The sequence below is a fragment of the Acinetobacter sp. CIP-A165 genome, from assembly GCF_000367985.1.
In the GTDB taxonomy this organism is placed as follows: Bacteria; Pseudomonadota; Gammaproteobacteria; order Pseudomonadales; family Moraxellaceae; genus Acinetobacter.
Genome location: NZ_KB849206.1, coordinates 1 through 22,719 on the forward strand (window position 1 = coordinate 1; position 22,719 = coordinate 22,719).

The following is a 22,719-nucleotide window of genomic DNA, read 5'->3' on the forward strand; positions in this document are numbered from 1 at the left end:
AACTTAATGGGCTGATCCCCGTTCGCTCGCCGCTACTAAGGGAATCTCAATTGATTTCTTTTCCTAAGGGTACTGAGATGTTTCACTTCCCCTCGTTCGCCTTGCATACCTATGTATTCAGTATGCAATACCTACCTTATGGTAAGTGGGTTCCCCCATTCAGAAATCTCCGGATCAAAGGATATTTGCCGCCTCCCCGGAGCTTATCGCAGGCTATTACGTCTTTCATCGCCTCTGACTGCCAAGGCATCCACCACATGCACTTAATTACTTGACTATACAACCCCAAACAGTCGTTAACACATACAAGTGAGTGTTATCGTTGCAATCTTAATTGCTACTGGTTCGTTGTCTGTGCACTTAAGCACTGTACAGCTTCAATCTAATTCATATACCAAAACGCTTGATTCAGTTAATCGCTAGTTCTCGTATTAATTCTTTCGAATTAACCGAGTTTGAACAATTTATTTCAGACTCAATTCTACTAATCTGTTAATGAATTAATGTAACCTCGTCAGCTACATTAAACTGTGATAAATCACAGAGGTTAATAAATCAGTCAACAGACTGTTTCACTAAGCTCTATAATCTTTAACTTCGTTAAGCTCCATCCTATGTGTGCCTGCGCACAGCATAGCTGTTTGCTTAAATTTCAAGGAAAAGCGTTGCTTTTCTGTTCTTGAAATTTGGTGGAGACTAGGAGAGTCGAACTCCTGACCTCCTGCGTGCAAAGCAGGCGCTCTACCAACTAAGCTAAGTCCCCAGCTTATCATTGTGAATTCTATATCTTTAAATCTTTCAGCTTTAGCGATCAGATTTGGTGGGTCTGACAAGACTTGAACTTGTGACCCCACGCTTATCAAGCGTGTGCTCTAACCAACTGAGCTACAGACCCTCAGATATATCTTCAAGAAGAACAACTTGTTGTGGATTCTTACCGGCCATCAATCTTTCGTTAAGGAGGTGATCCAGCCGCAGGTTCCCCTACGGCTACCTTGTTACGACTTCACCCCAGTCATCGGCCACACCGTGGTAACCGCCCTCTTTGCAGTTAGGCTAGCTACTTCTGGTGCAACAAACTCCCATGGTGTGACGGGCGGTGTGTACAAGGCCCGGGAACGTATTCACCGCGGCATTCTGATCCGCGATTACTAGCGATTCCGACTTCATGGAGTCGAGTTGCAGACTCCAATCCGGACTACGATCGGCTTTTTGAGATTAGCATCCTATCGCTAGGTAGCAACCCTTTGTACCGACCATTGTAGCACGTGTGTAGCCCTGGCCGTAAGGGCCATGATGACTTGACGTCGTCCCCGCCTTCCTCCAGTTTGTCACTGGCAGTATCCTTAAAGTTCCCGGCATTACCCGCTGGCAAATAAGGAAAAGGGTTGCGCTCGTTGCGGGACTTAACCCAACATCTCACGACACGAGCTGACGACAGCCATGCAGCACCTGTATGTAGATTCCCGAAGGCACCAATCCATCTCTGGAAAGTTTCTACTATGTCAAGGCCAGGTAAGGTTCTTCGCGTTGCATCGAATTAAACCACATGCTCCACCGCTTGTGCGGGCCCCCGTCAATTCATTTGAGTTTTAGTCTTGCGACCGTACTCCCCAGGCGGTCTACTTATCGCGTTAGCTGCGCCACTAAAGTCTCAAAGACCCCAACGGCTAGTAGACATCGTTTACGGCATGGACTACCAGGGTATCTAATCCTGTTTGCTCCCCATGCTTTCGTACCTCAGTGTCAGTATTAGGCCAGATGGCTGCCTTCGCCATCGGTATTCCTCCAGATCTCTACGCATTTCACCGCTACACCTGGAATTCTACCATCCTCTCCCATACTCTAGCTAACCAGTATCGAATGCAATTCCCAAGTTAAGCTCGGGGATTTCACATTTGACTTAATTAGCCACCTACGCACGCTTTACGCCCAGTAAATCCGATTAACGCTCGCACCCTCTGTATTACCGCGGCTGCTGGCACAGAGTTAGCCGGTGCTTATTCTGCGAGTAACGTCCACTATCCTAGAGTATTAATCTAGGTAGCCTCCTCCTCGCTTAAAGTGCTTTACAACCATAAGGCCTTCTTCACACACGCGGCATGGCTGGATCAGGGTTCCCCCCATTGTCCAATATTCCCCACTGCTGCCTCCCGTAGGAGTCTGGGCCGTGTCTCAGTCCCAGTGTGGCGGATCATCCTCTCAGACCCGCTACAGATCGTCGCCTTGGTAGGCCTTTACCCCACCAACTAGCTAATCCGACTTAGGCTCATCTATTAGCGCAAGGCCCGAAGGTCCCCTGCTTTCTCCCGTAGGACGTATGCGGTATTAGCATCCCTTTCGGAATGTTGTCCCCCACTAATAGGCAGATTCCTAAGCATTACTCACCCGTCCGCCGCTAGGTAATGTAGCAAGCTACATCACCCCGCTCGACTTGCATGTGTTAAGCCTGCCGCCAGCGTTCAATCTGAGCCATGATCAAACTCTTCAGTTTAAAATCAGTAGTACCTTTAAAGGGCACCAATCTTGGCTCATCAATTTTCTGACAAATATTTCTCAAATAAACTTCGAGTAATTTCTACCATCTAATCAATGAAAATAATTTCGATCAATTAACCAGTAAAAATCCACACAAGTTGTTCTTCTTCAATTCTTAATGATCTTCTCGATGATTCGTCACCATCAAGCCAGGTCGGCTATATTACTCTCAATCTCTTAAAAGTCAACAGGCAATTTAGATATTTTTAAAACTTATTCTCAAACCCAAGATTTAAATCTTTCAATCCAAATCCTTGTTTCTCAACAAGTTTTTATCTGCATCACCGCCGATGGATGTGCATTCTACAGCATTTCCAACTCCACACAACCCCTTTTTTTAATTTATTGTGACGAGTGGGTGTTTTTTGAACTGATGAGTTACTTTTAATGCCTTTTCTTTGTAATTAAGAACTATTTTTAAACAATTAAGTCAAGTAGAATATGTTGATTGGTTCACACTTTTGGCTTTTTTGATTGAAGATACGGTTTGTTTTAAAAAAATGCAATATTTATTGCTTGTAGTCTTATTTTCTACGAGCCAGTTTTCCTATGCCTCATCAAGTCATAACTTCTATGAGTTAGCTTTATCAATATTAAGTTATAGTAAATGGTCAAATACAACTCGCCCAACAATCTGCGTCATCGACAATTCTGAAGCAGCAGCTCAATTTCAAGTGAATATTCGACAGCTTGCATATGATTATCAAGTGCAACCGATCAACGTGAGAGACTTTGTAAAAACAGATTGCCATGTCGTGTATTTTTCTACGACATCCCCACAACAGCAGCATAATTTAATTCAATCACACCCTTCTCGCTCGTTGCTGTCATTAAGCACCAACAATCCAGCTTGTGAGGTTGGGAGTATTTTTTGTTTATATAATAAAAAAACGTTTTCAACATTTAAGGTTAACTTGGATGCTTTGAGTGATTCCAAAGTTCATATTGATCCTCGAGTTTTACTCTTGGCAAAGAACACGGAGTAAACCGAGTGATTTCAAGTTTATACCAATCCACTTCTTTACATGCTTTATTCCGTAAATCCCAATTTACAATTTTTGCGATTACTTTTGTTATTTGTTCATTTACTTTTGCTACGATTTCTATGTTTACCATGGAAACTTACGCAAAACAGAATTTACAACTATTAAGCCAAACGGTGCTCGAGCGGATTCAACCAGCGGTTGTCTTTAAAGATAAAGGGACGATTGACCAAATTTTAGCTGACTATACAACGGGACATGCAATTCGTAGTATTCATGTCTACGATCCTCAAAAACAACTACTCGCCGAAAGTCACAAAACCATAGAACATACGTCTTTTCTACAAGATTTATTGGATAAATGGTTTTTACATGATCCAGTTCAGCTCAGTATTATTCATCATAAAAAGCAAGTTGGTGAGTTGGTGCTCTATGGTAGTTCTGAAAATATTTTACATTTTCTAAAAACCATCATCATTGGTTTAGCAATTTCAATGCTTTTTATTGTGATTGCCTTATTGTGGTCAATCAACTTGACTTATCGTCAAATTATGCAAGCGATTAAACCATTGACACATATTGCTCAATTAGTGAGCGACCAAAAGGCTTATAATTTACGCTTCCCGAACAATCCAATTAGAGAGTTCCAAAATTTAAATACGGTATTTAACGAACTCTTAGAGGAAATTCAAATTTGGCATACACATTTACAGAAGGAGAATCGCCAGCTTTCATTCCAAGCACATCATGATCAACTCACTGGTCTACCGAACCGCAATTATTTCTATCAAGAATTGTTTAATATTTTTGAAAATCCGCAATACCGTCATAACTCTGCACTGTTATTTTTAGACAATAACAAGTTTAAAATTATTAATGATCAATATGGCCATTTAGCAGGAGATGCAGTTTTAGCCGAAATGGCTTTACGCTTGCAACAATCTGTTCGCCAAGAAGATTTTATTGCTCGCTTAGGTGGTGATGAATTTGCAATCATTTTGCATGCCATCCACCACGCTGACCATTTACAAGCCATTGCCGAAAATCTACTTGCAAGTTGCAAAGAACCATTAATTTTTAATGATCAAACCATTCATTTTGGCTTTAGTTTGGGAATCGCTTTTTCTCAGTTTGCTGAGAATCCTGAAGATTTGGTGATGCAAGCCGATCAAGCCATGTATAAAGCTAAAAACTTAAACCCTCATTGGTTTCTTTATAAACCAGAAATTTAGGATATGTTATGCGCACTCACACCCTTAAAATTTCATTTATTGCATTACTTTGCCTAACACTGGCTGGCTGTTTGAGTTTTGGGCCTTTAAAGTATCGTCAGGTCAAAATGTTAAAACAAGAAGGTTTCGTTTTAACAGACGAAGGTTGGAGCCTAGGTCTACCTGAACGTTTACTCTTTGATTTTAATAAAGCAGACATCAAATCTGATCATGAGAAAGAGATTGCTCGCCTTGCGAAGCAGTTAAATAAATACAATCTGCAAAAACTTAAAATTGTGGGTCATACCGATGATGTTGGTAATGCAGAATATAATCAGAAACTCTCTGAGGAACGTGCTCAAAGCGTTTCGATGATCTTTCTGAATCAGGGCTTCAAGCAAAATAATTTAACAGTGATTGGTCGTGGCTCAAATCAGCCTTATTTACCAAATACCTCAGAGGAAAACCGTGCCAGCAATCGTCGAGTCGCTGTGATCATTATTCCTTAGTTCTATGATCAACTCTATTTCAAAAAAGCCAACTCAATTGCAGTTGGCTTTTTTTATTTAAATCAATTCGATAATATCTATGGTTGGTGGAACTCTGAAACGGAATGGCACTCCGACCATTCCTGTGCCTACAGTCACAAAAACATCGGCATGTTCATGTGAGTAAAAACCTTTTTTATGCCCAAGGATAGATACTTTCTTCATAATATAACTGGTGATCCATGGCAACTCGATTTGCCCGCCATGAGTATGACCAGAAAGCATCAATGGCCGTATCGGCAACTCTGGGACCATATCAACGGTATCTGGATTATGCGATAAAATTAACCATGGTTTGTCCTGAGGCAAATCTGGCATAAAGCGCATATTCGCCTTACCTGCCCATAAGTCCCCAACGCCAATCAAACGAAATTCTTCAAAATCAACGATCTTACTTTCAATATCAATAACATTGTTTTGCGCCAATGCTTCACTTAACAGACTTTGAATCGGTGGGCCTGGATATTGTTCATCATGATTTCCAGGGACAGAGTAAACTGGCATTTTTAGCTTCTTCAGAACTTCAAGTTCTTGAACCAATCGATTTTCTGGCTCATAAGTCCAGTCACCAGCCACCACCACCAAGTCTGGCTGTGCTTTATTCAGTTTTTTGACAATACTTTTTAATTGCCGCTCATGACCTGAAAACAATCCCACATGCATATCAGCAACCAATGCAACCTTGATGGGTTGCGTGAACTCACGTTTTGGATTTAAACGAAATTGATGGTATTTGACATGAATTTGATGTGGCTCAATAAAGCGAGCATAAACCAACAGACTACTGAGTATAAAAACGAAAGCAGCTTGATGTAAGTTGTAATATCCAGACCAACCCGCATAAAGACTAAAAAACCAAAGCGGCACCAGTAAATAAGAGAGATAGAAAGCAAGTAAATGTACAAAAGCTTTGAAAGGATGAATCGTTTCTGTACGTGCTTGATGGATCCACGCCTCAATAAATGCCCAAAGCGCTAGAATGGCAAAAATAAGATAAAAACCAATAATAATAGGATCTGAATTCGACATTAACGTCCTCTTTCACTTTACTTTAGGGACATCCATCGCATCTTATATTTATCTTTTTCGATGAAATGGTATACTCAAGCCCAACATTTAATCAGTAACGATTATGGCGCAATTTTCTCATTTTAATCGCAAACATACAAAGATAAGCACAAGCGCTTACAATAAAAACATGCTTGCGATTTATTGCACCATTGTACTTACTACGACAGGCTGTAGCACGCTACCTAAACATACCATTCAACCAGCGCCACAAGCCACATTACAAATTGATAGCTCACAGAGTTCATTAGCCCAAATCATTCAACCCTTACAAGAACAACATCCAGATCTCACAGGCTACCATGTTTTATTTGAACCATTAGAAGCCTTATCTGCACGTCTGAGTTTAATTGACAAAGCTGAGAAAAGTTTAGACCTACAATATTATATTTGGGACAATGATAAAGTCGGTGCGCTCGCCTTACATGCATTGATTCGTGCCGCAGATCGCGGTGTCAAAATAAGACTATTAATTGATGACAATAATGCAAAAAAGACCGAAGGAATTTTCCTCGCTTTGGCACAACATCCGAATATTGAGGTCAAATTATTTAATCCCTATCGTTTTCGCAAATACCGTGCTGTTGATATGGTCTTGGATTTAAAGCGTATCAATCGACGGATGCATAACAAAAGTTTTATTGCAGATCATCAGATTGCACTGATCGGTGGGCGCAATATGACCAACCAATATTATAATGTCAGTGAAAATTATCAGTTTTCTGACGTTGATGTCATGTTATTTGGTACGGCGGTAAAAGATATTTCAGAATCTTTCGACGATTACTGGAAGCACGAATATGCCTATGATGTGAGAGAAGTTGTTAAGCAACGTTCACACCGCCTGAATTATGAAAGCTTAAAACATCAGCTTGATGAACATTACAAACTGATCACAGTACAAAACTATTTAGACATCACCAATCACTCTCAAACCATTCATGCACTAATGAAGCAGGAGATTTCGCTTAATTGGGTCAAGGCAGAAGTCGTTAAAGACTCGCCTGACAAAATCAAGGCAAAAGCAAAAAAAGAAGAACATCTCAACTTCCAGTTACTCAATCATTTGGAACAGCCAGAAAAAAATATTGATTTAATTTCTGCTTATTTTGTACCAGAAAAGAAAGGCACAAAAATACTCACCGACTTGGCTCAAGATGGTATAGAGGTTAGAGTGCTCACCAATTCATTTAAAGCCAATGATGTTGCTGTCGTACATGCTTTTTATGGAAAATATCGTCAGGAATTACTTGAAAATGGGGTGCAACTTTATGAGTTCCTACCGGCCATAGACAAAAGTGATTTGGATAAACGCACTGAAGAACTTGCTAAAAAAGCCAAAATCAGTATCAAAGGTTTAAGTCGTTCTAGTTTACATGCCAAGCTTATGGCACTGGATGACAAACAAGTTTTTATTGGTTCTTTTAACTTTGACCCTCGTTCTGCCTATTTAAATACAGAAATTGGGGTGTTGTTGAATAGTCCTGCCCTAGCAAAAGAAGTGCATGCCACCATGGACCAAAACTTAACTAAATTTGCATATAAATTGGTCTTAGATGCTAACAACAAAATTACTTGGCATCGCCAAACTCCACAAGGACCTAAAATTTACACCAAAGAGCCTAAAATGAAATGGTGGCAAAAAGCAGGAATGAAAATAGTTTCATGGCTACCAATCGAAGGTTTTATGTAGTTTATTGATCTTGCGGAAGTGTTGTGAGCACTTTCTGTTGCAATTGCTTTAAACCTTCACGCATCCGTAGATCCACTTCTTTTGTTAGCGTTTCTACGGTATGTCCCTCTACAGGAATCGCGGGAAGCGTCAACAAATGTGCTGTCACTCTTGGCATTTCCAAAACACGTTGTACATGTTCCACAAAAGACATACTACCAATAAATGGCGCAACTAAATCTAGTTCCCCGTGTTGATTTTCATAGCAAATCACGCAGATTTGCACAGGTCGTTGTGCCTCTATTGCCGCCCCTAATAATCGCCCGTGTACTTTTTTGACGTTCCGACCATCGGTTGTGGTTGCTTCGGGGAAAAAGAGCACTGGAATGTCTTGTTTTAAAAACTCGGTAATCTGTTCTCGAATCCGCAGTGAATCACCTGAGCCACGCTTGATAAATAAAGTTCCGCCACCCTTGGCAATATTGCCCAGAATTGGCCATTTTTCCACTTCGGCTTTGGCCAAAAAGAAAACTCGAGCACCCGAACCCAGTACAGCAACATCTAACCATGAAATATGATTGCTCACCCATAACGCAGGTTCGCGCGGAATAACACCATGCACCTGTACATCAATATTAAAAACTTCACACAAACGGCGGCAGAAATATTGTACATAACGCGTATTTACGGGATTATTGGGATCTTTATATAAACCATGGCGATAAATAAGATAAAAGCCTTCACCAATGGTTTCTAAGCCTGAAGCCAACTTTCTACTATATAAATTAAATTTTGAGAATAAACTTAATGGTGAGTTGTCTTTTTCTACTGTTGCATCTTGAGTCATAAAATCATTAAAACCATAGCGTCAGTCAAAACTGAACATATATATATCGGATTGATCCAGTTATATCACGCCAATATCCACTTATAAAAGTTCGCTTGATAATAAAAACCGAATGTCAGCATAATTTTTTTCAATTTCAAATGATCTACCAGATCAATTATTGTAAGTTAATCGAATTTACAGATCAACAGGTCATCAAATGAATCAACCCATCAAAACAACTGAGCAACAAAACACAATACCTTATGGCTATGCTTTAAAAATGATTTTGGGTTGGTCTATCTTGTATATGGGAAGTCTTATTGCTTTTATTGAACTTATCTATCGCAATACAATATAAATCAACGAAGACTTTGCCCTTTGCTTTCAGTTTATCTTAGAATAGGACTTTAATGTCAAAGGTATGACAACAGCGTGGAATATTTAGAGCAACATCAAGGCGGTGAACGTGCAATTTTGGTGAGTGTATCTGTCCAATTGCTTGATGATCTTGATGGCGAAGAATTTCGGTTACTCGCTCAATCCGCAGGTGCTGACATCCTAGAACATATTTCTGTACAACGAAATAGACCCGATCCAAAATTCTTTATTGGTTCTGGCAAAGTCGATGAAATCGCAGAATTAGTCCAAAGCCTCGAAGCAGAATTAGTTATTTTTGACCATGCATTATCCCCTGCTCAAGAACGCAATTTAGAGCGCATCCTGAAATGCCGTGTCATTGACCGTACAGGCTTGATTTTGGATATCTTCGCATTACGTGCCCGTACCCATGAAGGTAAATTACAAGTTGAACTAGCTCAACTCAAACATTTATCGACCCGTCTGATTCGTGGTTTTACTGGCAATCTAGAACAACAAAAAGGTGGTATTGGTCTACGTGGTCCAGGCGAATCACAATTGGAAACCGACCGTCGACTCATCCGAGTCCGTATTACGCAGCTCAAAGATAAACTGGTTAAAGTACAACAAACCCGTTCACAAGGTCGTGCTGCACGTCAAAAAGCAGCAATCCCCACGATTTCTCTGGTGGGCTATACCAATGCAGGAAAATCAACTTTATTTAATATTTTAGCAAAAAGCGATGTCTATGCCGCAGACCAACTTTTCGCAACCCTAGATCCGACTTTACGTCGTCTCGATTGGGATGGCATCGGTGCTGTTGTGATCGCAGATACCGTTGGATTTGTCAGAAATTTACAACATGATTTAGTCGAATCATTTAAAGCGACATTAGAAGAAACATTAGAAGCAACCTTACTGTTACATGTAATTGATAGTAGCAGCGCCAATATGTCTGAGCAGATCGAAGCTGTAGAATCTGTTCTGAAAGAAATTGGAGCAGACGCACCAATCTTGCATGTTTATAATAAAATCGACCTCAGCGGAGATACTGCAAAAATCCTCTATAAAGCGCCTGACCTTCCAGATCGTGTGTATTTGTCAGCTCATTCTGGCCAAGGATTAGCGTTACTCAGTCAAGCCGTACAACAATGCTTAATGGGACAATTACAACAATTCGATTTAGTTTTAAAACCTGCTTATGGCAAACTACGTACTCAGTTATATAGCCTCAACGTTATTCAGTCTGAATATCATGATGATCATGGTGATTTGCATTTATCAATCCGTATTGCGCCACAAAAATTGGAGCAACTGATTAAACAAGCACATTTGCCTTTAGACGAAATTTTAGGAAAGAAAGCATCCTTATTCCAGCGCACTTTGGAAGAGTTTGAGATACAGCATCCACCACTATAATTGCGATCAACCATCATTCAGATAGACGAGAGTAAGAGATCATATGAAAGAGATTGACTGGACCGCTTGGTTTTACACGATTTTATTAATTATTGTATTTCGTGAGGGTGCTGTCGCAATCACCAAGGTCTTTCATCATCCAGAATTAGGAAATCTCGTCGGACTGATTGCTTTACTGGCAACGTTATTGATTTGGAGAAAATATAGAAAAATTTCTAATCGTCTGATTGATACCAACAACAAGATCATGAAAGAAAGCGCCTTCGCATTCCTGCCTATTTGTGCGGGTTCATTGATTATGTTGGTTCATCTAGGTAAAGAAATTCCTGTATTTTTATTTATCTTAACCTTAAGTACGTTATTACCATTGTGGATTTACGCCAAAATGGCAAAACGCTGGTTATAGAGGTCCTATATATGTTTATGATTATTTACGGCTTCGTTATTACGCTTATTAGCTATCTCATCGCAAAACCACTCAATAAAAAAATCCCTCAGATTCCTTTAATTGTTTTCGCCATGTTTATTGTGATTGGATTATTGTTTATTTTAGGCGTGCCTTATCAACAATATATGAATAGCGTGAATAACATCTTTAACCATCTACTTGGCTATGTCACCGTCGCCTTGGCGATTCCATTGGCAGCCATGCGCTATGATGATTTACCGATTAAATCCATGCTTGGAATTTTAGGCTTTGCAAGTATTAGTGCTGTAGCCTTACCAATGGGGCTTGCTTATTTACTACATATGTCTGAACCAACGATTATGGCGTTTGCTACACGCGCAGTGACTACTCCTATCGCACTGAATATTGCAACCCTATTACATGCTCCGTTGATGATGGTAACGCTGATCGTGATTTTATCTGGTGTTATTGGCGCAGCCTTTTCACCTTGGATCTTAAAACACATCAATGATGAACGTGCTTCTGGTTTAGCTTTAGGATTAGCAGCGCATGCCATCGGTACTGCTCAGGCATGGCAACGAGGTCCAGTAACTGGGCGATATGCAGCATTCGGGATGGCGGTTAATGGGGTGTTTACAGCCATTTGGCTACCAACCTTTATTTTATCTTTATCATAATTTTTGTCACAAATCTCATATTAATATTGAACTAGTTATTACAAATCACACATAATAGAACACTTGAACATTAAATGGATTTTTGATGATGGGGAAAAAATTAATAAGCGGTTTACTTTTATCTGTAATTAGCGGTTTTACTTTTGCAATCGATATTACAGGTATGTGGCAAAGTATTGATGACAAAACGGGTGCGCCCAAAGCTTTAGTCGAAATTCGCCAAGAATCGAATGGAACCTATACGGGTAAAATTGTAAAACTTACACCTCGTATAGGCTATACACCAAAGGAAAAATGTATAGACTGTCCACCACCTTATACCGATAAACCAATCGTGGGATTGGATGTCGTTACAGGATTAAAGTATAGCGAAGGCTTAAACTATACCAATGGTCGTATTCTTGATCCGAATACAGGCAAAATTTATAGCATGAGAGCTAAACTGAATGCCAACGGCAAGCGCTTACACTTACGTGGTTATTTAGGTGTTTCTGCGTTAGGTCGCAATCAGATTTGGATTCGTGCCGATTAAAATCGACCTCGTCCTGAAACAGAAAAGCCCTATTTTTTAATAGGGCTTTTCTTATAAGGGGTTATGAAGAAATTAACGCCCTTGTAACTTGGCATAATCTAAAAGCACGTTCGCGGCCTCAGTCACAAAAACCTCTTCTTCTGGCAATGCTGGGCGTTGATGCGCTTTCATCTTGGCACGCGATTCAACTAGCGCATCAATTGACGCTTGATAGCTTTCCCAATTTGCATAAGGCTTTTGACCTGTTGCTAATCGACGTTGGTTTTCTGCATTTAATGTTTGTTGCTCTAAATCAATTAACTCTGCACGACGTTGGTTGATATCCAAAACAACTTTCTTCTGAGCAGAGGTTTTCTGAGCAATCGCTTTACGCGTTTCTAAGTATTTGAACTGAGAATCTGCTGCAACACGTTGAGCAGAAAATTCAGACAGCTTCGCTACATAAGGCTGCACTGAACCTTCTCGTTTAAACGGTGCGGTTGGAATGGTATCCCATTTCAAAGCATTTTTCGCTTTACGCTCACCAAATTCTTCATTGTAAATATCAACCAGCTTAATGTCTGGAATCACCCCTTTATTTTGGGTACTGCCACCAGTAACACGATAAAACTTACGCTGTGTCAGTGTCGCTTGACCATAAGCCAATGAATCCAACTGAACCTGAGCCGTGCCTTTTCCTGTCGTCGTGCTACCAATCACGATGCCACGTTCATAATCTTGAATCGCAGCAGAATAAATCTCGCTCGCGGATGCAGAAGCTAAGTTAACGAGAACAGCTAACGGACCTGCATAGGTTTGTACACCACCATCGGTATCTTCAAAGACATTAACATTGCCATTGCCATCACGGATCTGCACCACAGGACCTGATTTGATTACTTGGCCCAACATACGGGCAACTTCTTCTAAAGACCCACCCGGATCGTTTCGTAGATCAATTAAGATCCCTTCAACTTTCTTCGCTTTCAGTTCTTCTAAGGCTTTGGCAGTATCGACAGAAACCGAACGGTATTCAGTGCCCGCACGACGTGAACGGTAATCAAAATAAAATGATGGAATTTCAATAACACCAAAGAGATGTTTTTTGCCATCACGTGTGATTTCAACCGTACGTGAACGAACACTAATGTGGTTCCGTTAATTAGACCACTCAATTCAGTTTTATAAGTGATAAATCCGCTCTAAATATTTAAATTATGCTGCCATTACTTTTAGTAAATGTTGATCATAAAATTCATTTGGTGTTGCCTTATTCAAACTTGAATGAGGACGTATCATGTTATAAAAATCCAAATATTCAGCAATTGATAGTTTCGCTTGTTTAACCGTATCGTAAGCCTTCAAATAGACTTCCTCATGCTTCACGCTGCGCCATAAACGCTCAATCATTACATTATCCATCCATCGTCCTTTCCCATCCATACTGATACGGATATTTCGCAATTTTAACTCATTCAAAAATGCCTCGCTTGTGAATTGACTGCCTTGGTCTGTATTAAACACCTCAGGACAACCATATTTCACAATTGCTTCTTGCAACGCATCTATGCAAAAGTCTGTTTCCATACTGATCGATACTCGATGAGCCAGTACTTTACGACTATGCCAATCTATAATTGCACACAGATAGACAAAGCCTTTAGCCATAGGAATGTACGTGATATCTGTACACCAGACTTGATTAGAGTGATCGATGACCATGTTTTTCAACAGATATGGGAAAATACGGTGTGCAAGATTAGGCTTACTGGTATTGGGTTTTGGATACAAGGCATGTATTCCCATCAAGCGCATTAAACGTCGGACTTTACGCCGACCTATTTGATGTCCTTGACGCTGTAGCATATCTCGTATCATTCGACTGCCCATAAATGGGTAGTCGAGATGAATTTCATCGATTAGACGCATCCAACTCAAATCAGTTGATGAAATCTCTTTGGGCTTGTAATACAACGTACTGCGATTGATTTGAATCAATTGCGATTGTTGTCGTACCGAAAGTTGATGGGTCTTATCGATCATTTTTTGCCGCTCAGCTGCCCTATTTTTCTGAGCGCACCTTCTAAAAAATCAATTTGCAATGCCTGATGTCCTATCTTGGCATGTAGAGCTTTGAGGTCAATCTCTGGTTCTTGTTGTGCTGTTGGTCGTGAAAAAATATTGACTGATTGCTCAAGCAGTTGATTTTTCCAATCGATGATTTGGTTTTGATGTAAATCGAATTGAGTAGAAAGTTCAGCGAGTGTGTGGTCGCCTTTAATTGCTGCGAGAGCAACTTTAACTTTAAACTCTGCTGAATGATTACGACGTTTTCTTCGTGTCATGGTTGACTCCAAAAACAAGCATTTCCCATGCTTATTGGGGAGTAGATTATCACTTATAGGCGTGGTCTAAAATCCTAGAACCACATCACACCTGCATCTTCTTCTTGAATAATATCGCGAACCAAAGTGACATTACGTGCCTGACTCATTGCAGCACCTGTGCCTAACAAGCGCACCACAACTTTGGTTCCACGTTTACCACGAATTAACCCTACAATTTCTGAACTCGGCCAACCGATCACATCCACCATTTTCTCGCCATCTTGAGCAACCCCAATAATGCGATCTCCTGATTTCACTTGACCTGATTTACTTGCTGGACCACCTTCGACGATCGTTTCAATTCGTGTGTAATCTTCATTACCACGCTCAGGGCGAATCGAAACACCGATCCCTTCTAAACGCAAGGTGGTTTGACGATTCAACTCCATCGCATCAATCGGTGGATAATAATTACTGTGCGGATCATAAGTCGCCAACATCGCATTCAATGTCTTTTCTAGCACATCATCACTTTTCACACGCCCCATTCGCTCTAACTGACGTGTATAGCGTTTAGTTAGGGTTTGAACAGGTGTTAAATCTTCTGGCCCAGTCAAATCTTGACCATTTGCAAGTGATGGATTCTCTTTTAATGCTTTTTGTTTGGCTTGCTCTTCTTCTTTGCTGATCGTTAAATTAATCAGTTGTGAAACCAGCATCTTTTGCCAGTGGGCTTGTTGTTCAGCTTTGGTATTAAAATAAGGTACTTTTTCACGATCGATATCCAGATAAACATCTTTCTGCTGCAAGTTTTGCGGCTTTTTCAATTCAGCCAACATAAACTCATAGAACTCTCTTAATCGCTCTCGATATTGCGCATGAATCGCAAAAGGACCTGTGAGGTTTCCAGCTTTAAGTGATCCACCAAAATTTGAACCATATTTATTCTTATAATCTTCAACTTCATTGCTTAAAAATAATGAATGATCTGGATCAAGACTATCAAGATACATATCTAAAATACGTTTTGAAGTCGTCGCATCTAAACGCATATTGAGATAATGCTGACGATCAACCAGTGTTGCTAACTGACGCGCGACCAATGCTTGTTCTTGTGATGGCTTGATCACCGTTGAAACGGCAGACGCTTCTGTCGCCGCAATAGCCTCATTCATGGTATGAGAGAAAAATAAACCACCAGTCGCAATTGCAACTGCACACGCTATCATTTGAAGTTTCATAAAATTTTGGTGCTTCCTTGGATATGGCAATTATTACACGCTGATCATATCGATATGAACATATTTCATTCAGTATTTATCAGCCTGTAAACTCGTCGGTTGCTATAAATAACGTCTCAACGAGTATTTATCATCAATATCATGTAGTTTTATCATATTCTGTACTGACAAAATGTAGCAAATCATTGCACAATTTAGCTATCGTTTTTTTCATCAAAATTCAAACGGAATCCATATGATCGGCGCGTTGATGCTAGATATAGCTGGCACAGAACTTACTCAAGAAGATATTGAACTCTTACAAGCGCCACAAGTCGGTGGCATGATTTTATTTGGACGTAACATTGAATCCCCTCAGCAGGTTCGCGCTTTAACCGATCATATGCGTCAAGTCCGCCCTGACATCCTGATCGCAGTTGATCAGGAAGGTGGTCGCGTACAACGCTTAAGACAAGGGTTTACTTTACTACCGGCAATGGGTCGACTCGGTGAACACTATATCCACAATCCTCAACAGGCAATTGAACTGGCAGAACAATGCGGTTGGCTCATGGCGATTGAGGTTCTTGCAGTCGGTATTGATTTTAGTTTTGCGCCTGTTTTAGACCTGAATGATGTCAGTGATGTGATCGGTGATCGTGGTTTTGCTAAAAACATGCAAGATATCGTACCACTTGCAGATGCCTTTATGCGCGGCATGAAAAAAGCAGGCATGGCAACCACAGGCAAACACTTTCCTGGACATGGTTCAGTCAAAGCAGATTCGCATGTCGCAGCAGCAATTGATAGCCGTTCATATCAGGAAATCTATGATAAAGACATGCAGAGCTTTATTCAGTTGATGCCTCAACTTGATGCGCTGATGCCAGCCCATGTGATTTATGATCAAGTTGATCCAAACCCAGCAGGCTTTTCACCATTTTGGTTGCAAAATGTTTTACGCCAACAACTTAAATATGATGGCGTTCTCTTCTCAGATGATTTAAGTATGCAAGCTGCGTGTGTGGCAGGTGGTGCTGATGCGCGTATCCAAGCAGCATTAAACGCTGGCTGTGATATGGGCTTGGTCTGCAATGATCGCGCTGCTGCTTGTATCGCACTAGACGGGATCCAAGCACTTGCTTTACCAAATCAACAACGTTTAGAACGTATGCGTGGTAAAATCCCAAATATTCAGGTGGGTACAACACTGACATTAGACGAAAACTGGCAAACCGTCAGAAAAGCCATTGAAGAATTTAAGAATTCGTTTTAACTTTACTTAGATTTTTTAATCTTTTTATGAACATAATTGCATCTTGCCGAGTGCTTATCTGATTAAAGGATTTTGCCTTCGGCTCGGCTTACTTTTCAGGGATAAAAGTAAGCAAAAATATCTCGCAGCTTTAGTCGCTGCTCATAGGCTGAGGATACATCCTGAGCAATTTCAAAGCAACGCCTTGAAAGCAGCAGCGCAAGACCAGATCAACGGCGGCATCCATGCCGCCCGACGATAGTAAATAACAAACCTAAAATAGGATTTTGTGGAAAAATCTTAATTTTAAAAAAAGATTAATTTTATATATCCAAATTAGGAAAAATAGAGTCTAGGACAGATGACACAACAACTTTCGAAACATCGCCACATTTCATTTACAGCGCACTATACGGGGTATATTTGGTATCAAATGGGGATTTCACATCCTGCATTCGCAACCGCAAAAGGAAAAACACTTGCAGCTTTAGTCCACCCAATTGAAAGTTGGGCGGAAAAATATGTCGGTGGCAGCATGCGTACTACCTTAAAACAACGGCACACCATGCTCGATACGCATTTAAAAGCATTGATTGAACAGCATCCTCATTTACAAGTGCTCGAAATTGCGTGTGGCTTATCCCCTCGTGGTTGGTGGTTTAGACAACACTATCCAGATATCACCTTTCGCGAACTCGACCTACCAGACATGGCCGCAACAAAACAAGCTGCGCTACAACAGATTGAAACACATGCAGATGAAGTGCTTTCTGTAGATTTATTCACAGATGCTTTTGCAACAGCTTTTGAAACATTTGATCCGAACCGTCCATTGGTCATTATCAGCGAAGGATTGATTAACTATTTTGATAAACCATTATTACAACAGCTCATCAAATCAATCGCTATCTATGGCAATGGCTTTAAAGAATTGCATTACTTAACTGATGTTTATCCTGAGCCAACTCAAAACAAACTTGCCACCATTATTTGGAATAGCAGCCGCTTACTAAAATGGATGTCACGCAGTGCTTTTAGTTTTCATTTTAAAACCGCTATTGAAGTTGAAAACTTTTTTAAAGAGGCAGGCTTTAAACAGGTTGAAGTGCTGCAACCCAAACAGTTTTTTGAACAAGTCACTTTAGAAAATAAACAACAACATTTAGGCGATCTCGTCTGGACCATCCAAGCAAGGAATAAATAGCTTCAATAAAAAAGAGAAGTGACTATTATCAATTCACTTCTCTTTTTTTAAATCTGTTTGTAATGGTTAAATCAAACGAATTTTTGGCGCTCGATAAAACGAGTTAAACGTTCAGCAACGTCAAAGCTACCGTGTTTAAACAAGATACGTAGACCTTGTTCAGTGATATCAAAAATTAAGCATTCAATTTTAAACTCACCTTCCTCATCCGCCAAATGCAAGGCTAAGTCACGTGGATGCTGACGAATAAAATCAAGCTGACCCAAGTCATCGACTTTCAAATACACCCCAAAGAAAGTGATATCTACAATTTTAACAGCAGCTTCAGTCTCTAAATGACGATGTGTCAATTTTGAATCTGGTTGTAAAACAGCAATTCGCTCTTCACCACGACGCTCGATCTGTTTCATTTGTTCACGCGTCATCGAAATAATGCCATCAAGATTATCGATGGACTCACCTTTCAAAAATGAGGTAAACAAATTCATGGTTTCTTTACGGCGTTGCAACTGCGGTACGTGATCTGCATTGGCAATCAAAGCAAACTGCATATCTTGGCACTGCAAAGCAAAATCTGCATTTTCATGTGGCAAAGTAAAGCTATCGTACTGTCCTGCTGCAACCAATGTTTTGCATTGTGGTACAGGTACATTACTTAAGCGTAATAAACGATTACAGTTAATTTCATAACGTTCACGCTCAGTGCTACTGAAATCAGCCATCTGTCTAAAAAACAGACGCTTTGCTGTCGGTGACATACGGGTTTTATCAAGTTTGGCATGATTGACTAAATAGAGAATGACAGCTTGACCAAATTCTTCCATGCGATCTTCACGCATTAAATGCAATGATTCTTCAAGCAGCATCCGCCAGCTTTTACGTGTCTTTTGCATCACGCCCATCAACACCATACGATCCATGAGCTCTGGGCGCTGATCAGCAAATGAAGATGCGATAACAGACCCTAATGACATCCCCATCATTGAAACTTTATCAATTCCAACGATATCAAGCCATTGCCCAAGCATTTTAGACAAATCTGGTAATTCTAGTATTGAAGCTGACGCACCTGTATCGACATTACGAATTTGTTGATTTGAGCCCATTGAAGGTAAGTCAATCAAGATAACAGGACCACTCTCAAAGAGTTGTTCAACACAATACTTATAAGAGTTAAAGTTTTGAAATGCGCCCCCGACAATTACAATCGGCGTATTGTGGATCGTTTTAGGATCTGCAATTGCCATATATTCAATTTTCCAACCATCAATCCACGTTGTACGCGCTGGTTGTTTAAAACTGTTTTTATTGTAGATGTCAAAAAAACCAAAGCCTGTGAAGCTATGATTTAAATCCGAGTCCATTTGGATAATGGAATTCATGTCCTTCCTCCATCCTTGTTTATTTTTCTGTTGCAAGCATGTCATTTTTAGCGACCCTGCCCTGCAAGTTAACAAATTTATAAAATTTGTATTACATTTATCCTATACTTTTTCATTCTATACAAATGCATGTTTTATACGCAATCATTTCCTTAACCACTTATCTTGTTTAGACCAATAATCTTTTGCAAAATATGTATTCACATCCTGATATTCGGTATATTTATCGCATAAAAATAAAAAAAATTGCGCCAATTAACAATTTGTAATTTTTTTGAATTGTCAGTTCCGCCTATTCATTGTTCGGCATTTGACTGTTACTATCTTTATAAATACATGCAATCATCAAAATGCTATGCAAGACTCTATTCAAAACTATATGCAACAGGTAGGTACTCAGGCGCGCCAAGCGTCAAGTATTTTAATGAGTGCGCCAACTCATTTGAAAAACCATGCTTTGTCTGCAATTTATACCGCTTTAGAAAACAATCAAGCGCAAATTTTGGCAGCCAATCAGATTGACATGAATAACGGACGTCAACGCCAATTAGACAATGCGTTGCTTGATCGTTTAGAGCTGACCCCTGCACGTTTTAAAGGAATGCTACAAGGCTTAAAAGATGTAATCGGCCTCATTGACCCGATTGGGGAAATTACAGATCTCGCCTATCGTCCATCTGGTATTCAGTTGGGTAAAATGCGTGTTCCGCTTGGTGTCGTTGGGATGATTTATGAATCAAGACCCAATGTGACTCTTGAAGCTGCATCATTGGCATTAAAATCTGGTAATGCCATCATTTTACGTGGTGGATCAGAAGCATTGGAATCAAACAAAGCGATTGCTCTTGCGATCCAACATGGTCTACAAATATCAGGTTTGCCTGAACACGCCGTTCAAGTCATTGATACCCCTGATCGCGCAGCAGTCGGTCATTTGATCACGATGACTGAATTTGTCGATGTGATTATACCGCGTGGTGGAAAAAGCCTGATCGAACGTATCAGTCAAGAAGCACGTATTCCAGTAATTAAACATTTAGATGGTAACTGCCATGTTTTTGTTGAAGCTCAAGCAGATCTACAAAAAGCTTTGCCTATCGCACTGAATGCCAAAACGCATCGTTACGGTGTTTGTAATGCCATGGAAACGTTATTGGTAGATGAAGCAATCGCTGAGGAGTTTTTACCGCGTATCGCAGAACTCTATGCTGAGAAGCAAGTTGAACTGCGTGGATGCCCTGAAACACAACGCATTTTGGGTATATCGGTTAAAACAGCGACTGAGGAAGATTGGTATACAGAATACTTAGGTCCAATCCTTGCAATTAAAGTTGTGACCGGAATGAATGAGGCGATTGAGCATATCAATAAGTACGGCTCTCATCATACCGATGCGATTATTACGGAAAACTTTAGTTTGGCACGTGAGTTCTTGGCGCGAGTTGATTCAAGCTCAGTAATGATCAATGCTTCAACACGTTTTGCTGATGGTTTTGAATATGGATTAGGCGCAGAAATCGGCATTTCTACCGATAAAATTCATGCGCGAGGCCCAGTTGGTTTAGAGGGCTTAACCTCTCAGAAATGGATCGTTTTTGGAGATGGTCAAATCCGCCAATAACCTAAACTATCTCATTTAAACTCCGACACGATAAAGCGCATTAAATTGATCTTTATCGTGTTTTTATATATTTTCATACAAAAATACCGCGAAAACCAACAGATTAATCAAAAGAACCTGTTATTTACAAACTATACTAAATAGATTGATTTATAAAACAGTTGTATAGGCTAAAGTCTATTTTGCCAATGCAACACCACATGCTAAAACATAGCGCTTGTTACTGCTTATAAAATGCAGTCAAACCAAGCTCTCATCATAAAATTAGAATTTGTTAGGTGGTCAAACGTGGCGATATCTGTACTGGTAATAAACTGTGGTTCATCATCTATTAAATATGCGCTTATCTCAGAACGCCGCGAAGATCGCATTTATGGTCTAGCAGAAAACTTGGGTGCAGCCGATGCTCGGATTAAAGGTATCACGCTTGGTGGCGAAGCACTTGAACTCTCGATTCCGTATGCAGATCATGCCAAAGCTTTAGAAACCCTGCTCTCACGTTTATCCAACTACAATCCTCAAGCCATTGGGCATCGTGTGGTGCATGGTGGCAATATGACCCATGCTGAGCAATTAACCCAACAAACGATTGATCGCATTCGTGACGCAATTCCACTTGCACCTTTGCACAACCCCGCAAATTTGATTGGGATTGAAGCAACCATGGCGTTATTTCCACAACTCCCTCAAGTGGCTGTCTTTGATACAGCATTCCATCAAACCATGCCTGAACGCGCCTATCGTTATGCCTTACCACAATTTTTATATGATCAGCACCAAGTTCGTCGTTATGGCTTCCATGGTACTAGTCATGCTTATGTGACAGAACGCGCCAGTGAGTTAGCAGGTCAGAAGAACCAAGGCGGTTGGCTCAGTGCTCACTTAGGCAATGGCAGCTCGACCTGTGCGGTTTGGAATGGACAGAGCCTTGATACTTCGATGGGTATGACCCCACTTGAAGGTGTCGTGATGGGTACCCGTAGTGGTGATGTTGATCCAAGCCTTCCTTTATTTTTATCCAACAATTTAGGCTGGGATATCCAAAAAATTGACAGTATGCTTAACAAAGACAGTGGCTTATTGGGCTTGTCGGGTTTATCCAATGACATGCGTACGTTAGTTGAAGCATCTGAAAATGGTCATGAAGGTGCAATACTCGCGATCGAAGTCTTTTGTTATCGACTCGCAAAATCTTTATCTGCGTTAAGTTGCGCCCTGCCTCGTTTAGATGGTTTGATTTTTACTGGTGGTATTGGTGAAAATTCTACCGATGTGCGTGAAAAGACTTTAGCGTATTTATCACACTTTGGTCTGCAATTTAGTCAAGAGAAAAATAATAGCTTAGCGCGAGGTAGCGAAGGCCGTATTGACCAAGGTACAGGCCCACAAATCTGGGTGATTCCAACAGATGAAGAAGGTCGTATTGCCAAAGAAACGCGCCAAGTGCTTGAACAAACTGTTTTAACCTACTCAATAAAAAATTAAGGT

General features: G+C 40.4%; 16 protein-coding genes, 2 tRNA genes, 2 rRNA genes and 2 pseudogenes. 12 read left to right on the top strand and 10 right to left on the bottom strand.

The genetic code is table 11. The features are described from left to right. From F991_RS14265 to F991_RS14280, 4 genes are all read right to left on the bottom strand, one after another. Positions 1–277: ribosomal RNA gene (locus F991_RS14265) — 23S ribosomal RNA — on the bottom strand; the annotation flags it as partial. Between the two features lie 410 nt (positions 278–687). Continuing rightward, positions 688–763: transfer RNA gene (locus F991_RS14270), tRNA-Ala, on the bottom strand. A gap of 55 nt (positions 764–818) precedes the next feature. After that, positions 819–895, bottom strand: a tRNA-Ile gene (locus tag F991_RS14275). A gap of 61 nt (positions 896–956) precedes the next feature. Then, positions 957–2,494, bottom strand: a 16S ribosomal RNA gene (locus F991_RS14280). 544 nt (positions 2,495–3,038) lie between these two features. Here F991_RS14280 and F991_RS14285 point away from each other — a divergent pair. From F991_RS14285 to F991_RS14295, 3 genes are read left to right on the top strand one after another with little or no spacing between them, the layout of a single operon-like run. Then, a complete protein-coding gene (locus F991_RS14285) occupies positions 3,039–3,524 on the top strand; it encodes a regulatory sequestration protein YfiR (protein ID WP_004672857.1) in 486 nt (161 codons plus the stop codon). A 5-nt stretch (positions 3,525–3,529) separates the two neighbouring features. Next, a complete protein-coding gene (locus tag F991_RS14290) occupies positions 3,530–4,753 on the top strand; it encodes a diguanylate cyclase DgcN/YfiN (protein WP_004672860.1) in 1,224 nt (407 codons plus the stop codon). 8 nt (positions 4,754–4,761) lie between these two features. Continuing rightward, positions 4,762–5,241, top strand: coding sequence for an outer membrane lipoprotein YfiB (locus F991_RS14295; protein WP_004672861.1), 480 nt, complete (start codon positions 4,762–4,764; stop codon positions 5,239–5,241). A 57-nt stretch (positions 5,242–5,298) separates the two neighbouring features. On the opposite strand, the gene F991_RS14300 is transcribed toward F991_RS14295, so the two are convergent. Next, positions 5,299–6,309 carry a metallophosphoesterase gene (locus F991_RS14300; RefSeq protein ID WP_004672863.1) on the bottom strand — a complete coding sequence of 337 codons (1,011 nt, stop codon included), beginning with the start codon at positions 6,307–6,309 and terminating at the stop codon, positions 5,299–5,301. 103 nt (positions 6,310–6,412) lie between these two features. Between F991_RS14300 and F991_RS14305 the strand changes: the two genes are divergently transcribed. Then, positions 6,413–8,041 carry a phospholipase D family protein gene (locus F991_RS14305; RefSeq protein ID WP_034595719.1) on the top strand — a complete coding sequence of 543 codons (1,629 nt, stop codon included), beginning with the start codon at positions 6,413–6,415 and terminating at the stop codon, positions 8,039–8,041. A gap of 1 nt (position 8,042) precedes the next feature. On the opposite strand, the gene F991_RS14310 is transcribed toward F991_RS14305, so the two are convergent. Beyond that, the gene (locus F991_RS14310; protein ID WP_004672866.1) at positions 8,043–8,867 is read right to left on the bottom strand and encodes a lysophospholipid acyltransferase family protein; all 825 of its coding nucleotides are present in this window, start codon (positions 8,865–8,867) and stop codon (positions 8,043–8,045) included. Positions 8,868–9,281: 414 nt separating this feature from the next. On the opposite strand from F991_RS14310, the gene hflX reads away from it, so the two are divergent. The 4 genes from hflX to F991_RS14330 all read left to right on the top strand — a co-directional run bounded on the left by hflX (position 9,282) and on the right by F991_RS14330 (position 12,243). Continuing rightward, entirely contained in the window at positions 9,282–10,625 is a 1,344-nt protein-coding gene (gene hflX / locus F991_RS14315) for a ribosome rescue GTPase HflX (protein WP_004672870.1), read from the top strand. Between the two features lie 43 nt (positions 10,626–10,668). Further along, positions 10,669–11,031, top strand: a complete 363-nt coding sequence (locus F991_RS14320) for a hypothetical protein (RefSeq protein WP_004672872.1) — start codon at positions 10,669–10,671, stop codon at positions 11,029–11,031. A gap of 11 nt (positions 11,032–11,042) precedes the next feature. After that, complete coding sequence (locus tag F991_RS14325; RefSeq protein ID WP_004672873.1) at positions 11,043–11,711, top strand: LrgB family protein; 669 nt, start codon at positions 11,043–11,045, stop codon at positions 11,709–11,711. A gap of 85 nt (positions 11,712–11,796) precedes the next feature. Further along, positions 11,797–12,243: a DUF2147 domain-containing protein gene (locus tag F991_RS14330; protein ID WP_171063500.1), complete on the top strand. Its 447-nt coding sequence runs from the start codon at positions 11,797–11,799 to the stop codon at positions 12,241–12,243. A 72-nt stretch (positions 12,244–12,315) separates the two neighbouring features. On the opposite strand, the pseudogene F991_RS14335 reads toward F991_RS14330, so the two are convergent. From F991_RS14335 to F991_RS14350, 3 genes and pseudogenes are all read right to left on the bottom strand, one after another. Beyond that, positions 12,316–13,365 (bottom strand): annotated as a pseudogene (locus F991_RS14335) (carboxy terminal-processing peptidase); the annotation flags it as partial. A 72-nt stretch (positions 13,366–13,437) separates the two neighbouring features. Continuing rightward, positions 13,438–14,567 (bottom strand): IS3-like element ISAcsp5 family transposase gene (locus tag F991_RS17310; RefSeq protein ID WP_119026777.1). Its coding sequence is split into 2 segments (ribosomal slippage): positions 13,438–14,315 and positions 14,315–14,567, totalling 1,131 coding nucleotides; the frame shifts between segments, so codons are not numbered across the junction. 86 nt (positions 14,568–14,653) lie between these two features. Beyond that, positions 14,654–15,790, bottom strand: a pseudogene (locus tag F991_RS14350) (PDZ domain-containing protein); the annotation flags it as partial. A gap of 235 nt (positions 15,791–16,025) precedes the next feature. Between F991_RS14350 and nagZ the strand changes: the two are divergent. Then, a complete protein-coding gene (gene nagZ, locus F991_RS14355) occupies positions 16,026–17,045 on the top strand; it encodes a beta-N-acetylhexosaminidase (protein ID WP_004672877.1) in 1,020 nt (339 codons plus the stop codon). A 340-nt stretch (positions 17,046–17,385) separates the two neighbouring features. Next, positions 17,386–18,228, top strand: coding sequence for a class I SAM-dependent methyltransferase (locus F991_RS14365; protein WP_004672878.1), 843 nt, complete (start codon positions 17,386–17,388; stop codon positions 18,226–18,228). A gap of 71 nt (positions 18,229–18,299) precedes the next feature. Here the strand turns inward: F991_RS14365 and F991_RS14370 are convergent, their stop codons facing one another. Then, positions 18,300–19,610, bottom strand: a complete 1,311-nt coding sequence (locus tag F991_RS14370) for an alpha/beta fold hydrolase (RefSeq protein ID WP_004672879.1) — start codon at positions 19,608–19,610, stop codon at positions 18,300–18,302. A gap of 355 nt (positions 19,611–19,965) precedes the next feature. Here F991_RS14370 and F991_RS14375 point away from each other — a divergent pair, with 355 nt between their 5' ends. Together F991_RS14375 and F991_RS14380 are read left to right on the top strand one after the other, a co-directional pair. After that, on the top strand, positions 19,966–21,231 hold the full coding sequence (locus F991_RS14375) for a glutamate-5-semialdehyde dehydrogenase (RefSeq protein WP_004672880.1): 1,266 nt from the start codon (positions 19,966–19,968) through the stop codon (positions 21,229–21,231). Between the two features lie 288 nt (positions 21,232–21,519). Beyond that, positions 21,520–22,716 (top strand): acetate/propionate family kinase, encoded by a 1,197-nt coding sequence (locus F991_RS14380; protein WP_004672881.1) that lies wholly within the window; start codon positions 21,520–21,522, stop codon positions 22,714–22,716. Positions 22,717–22,719: the final 3 nt, after the last annotated feature.

Excerpts from the sequence above, each read along its gene's own strand:
- F991_RS14285 (WP_004672857.1), top strand. The coding sequence starts at position 3,039 with ATGCAATATTTATTGCTTGTAGTCTTATTTTCTACGAGCCAGTTTTCC.
- F991_RS14295 (WP_004672861.1), top strand. The coding sequence starts at position 4,762 with ATGCGCACTCACACCCTTAAAATTTCATTTATTGCATTACTTTGCCTA.
- F991_RS14300 (WP_004672863.1), bottom strand. The coding sequence starts at position 6,309 with ATGTCGAATTCAGATCCTATTATTATTGGTTTTTATCTTATTTTTGCC.
- F991_RS14305 (WP_034595719.1), top strand. The coding sequence starts at position 6,413 with ATGGCGCAATTTTCTCATTTTAATCGCAAACATACAAAGATAAGCACA.
- F991_RS14310 (WP_004672866.1), bottom strand. The coding sequence starts at position 8,867 with ATGACTCAAGATGCAACAGTAGAAAAAGACAACTCACCATTAAGTTTA.
- F991_RS14320 (WP_004672872.1), top strand. The coding sequence starts at position 10,669 with ATGAAAGAGATTGACTGGACCGCTTGGTTTTACACGATTTTATTAATT.
- F991_RS14325 (WP_004672873.1), top strand. The coding sequence starts at position 11,043 with ATGTTTATGATTATTTACGGCTTCGTTATTACGCTTATTAGCTATCTC.
- F991_RS14330 (WP_171063500.1), top strand. The coding sequence starts at position 11,797 with ATGATGGGGAAAAAATTAATAAGCGGTTTACTTTTATCTGTAATTAGC.
- nagZ (WP_004672877.1), top strand. The coding sequence starts at position 16,026 with ATGATCGGCGCGTTGATGCTAGATATAGCTGGCACAGAACTTACTCAA.
- F991_RS14365 (WP_004672878.1), top strand. The coding sequence starts at position 17,386 with ATGACACAACAACTTTCGAAACATCGCCACATTTCATTTACAGCGCAC.
- F991_RS14370 (WP_004672879.1), bottom strand. The coding sequence starts at position 19,610 with ATGAATTCCATTATCCAAATGGACTCGGATTTAAATCATAGCTTCACA.
- F991_RS14375 (WP_004672880.1), top strand. The coding sequence starts at position 19,966 with ATGCAAGACTCTATTCAAAACTATATGCAACAGGTAGGTACTCAGGCG.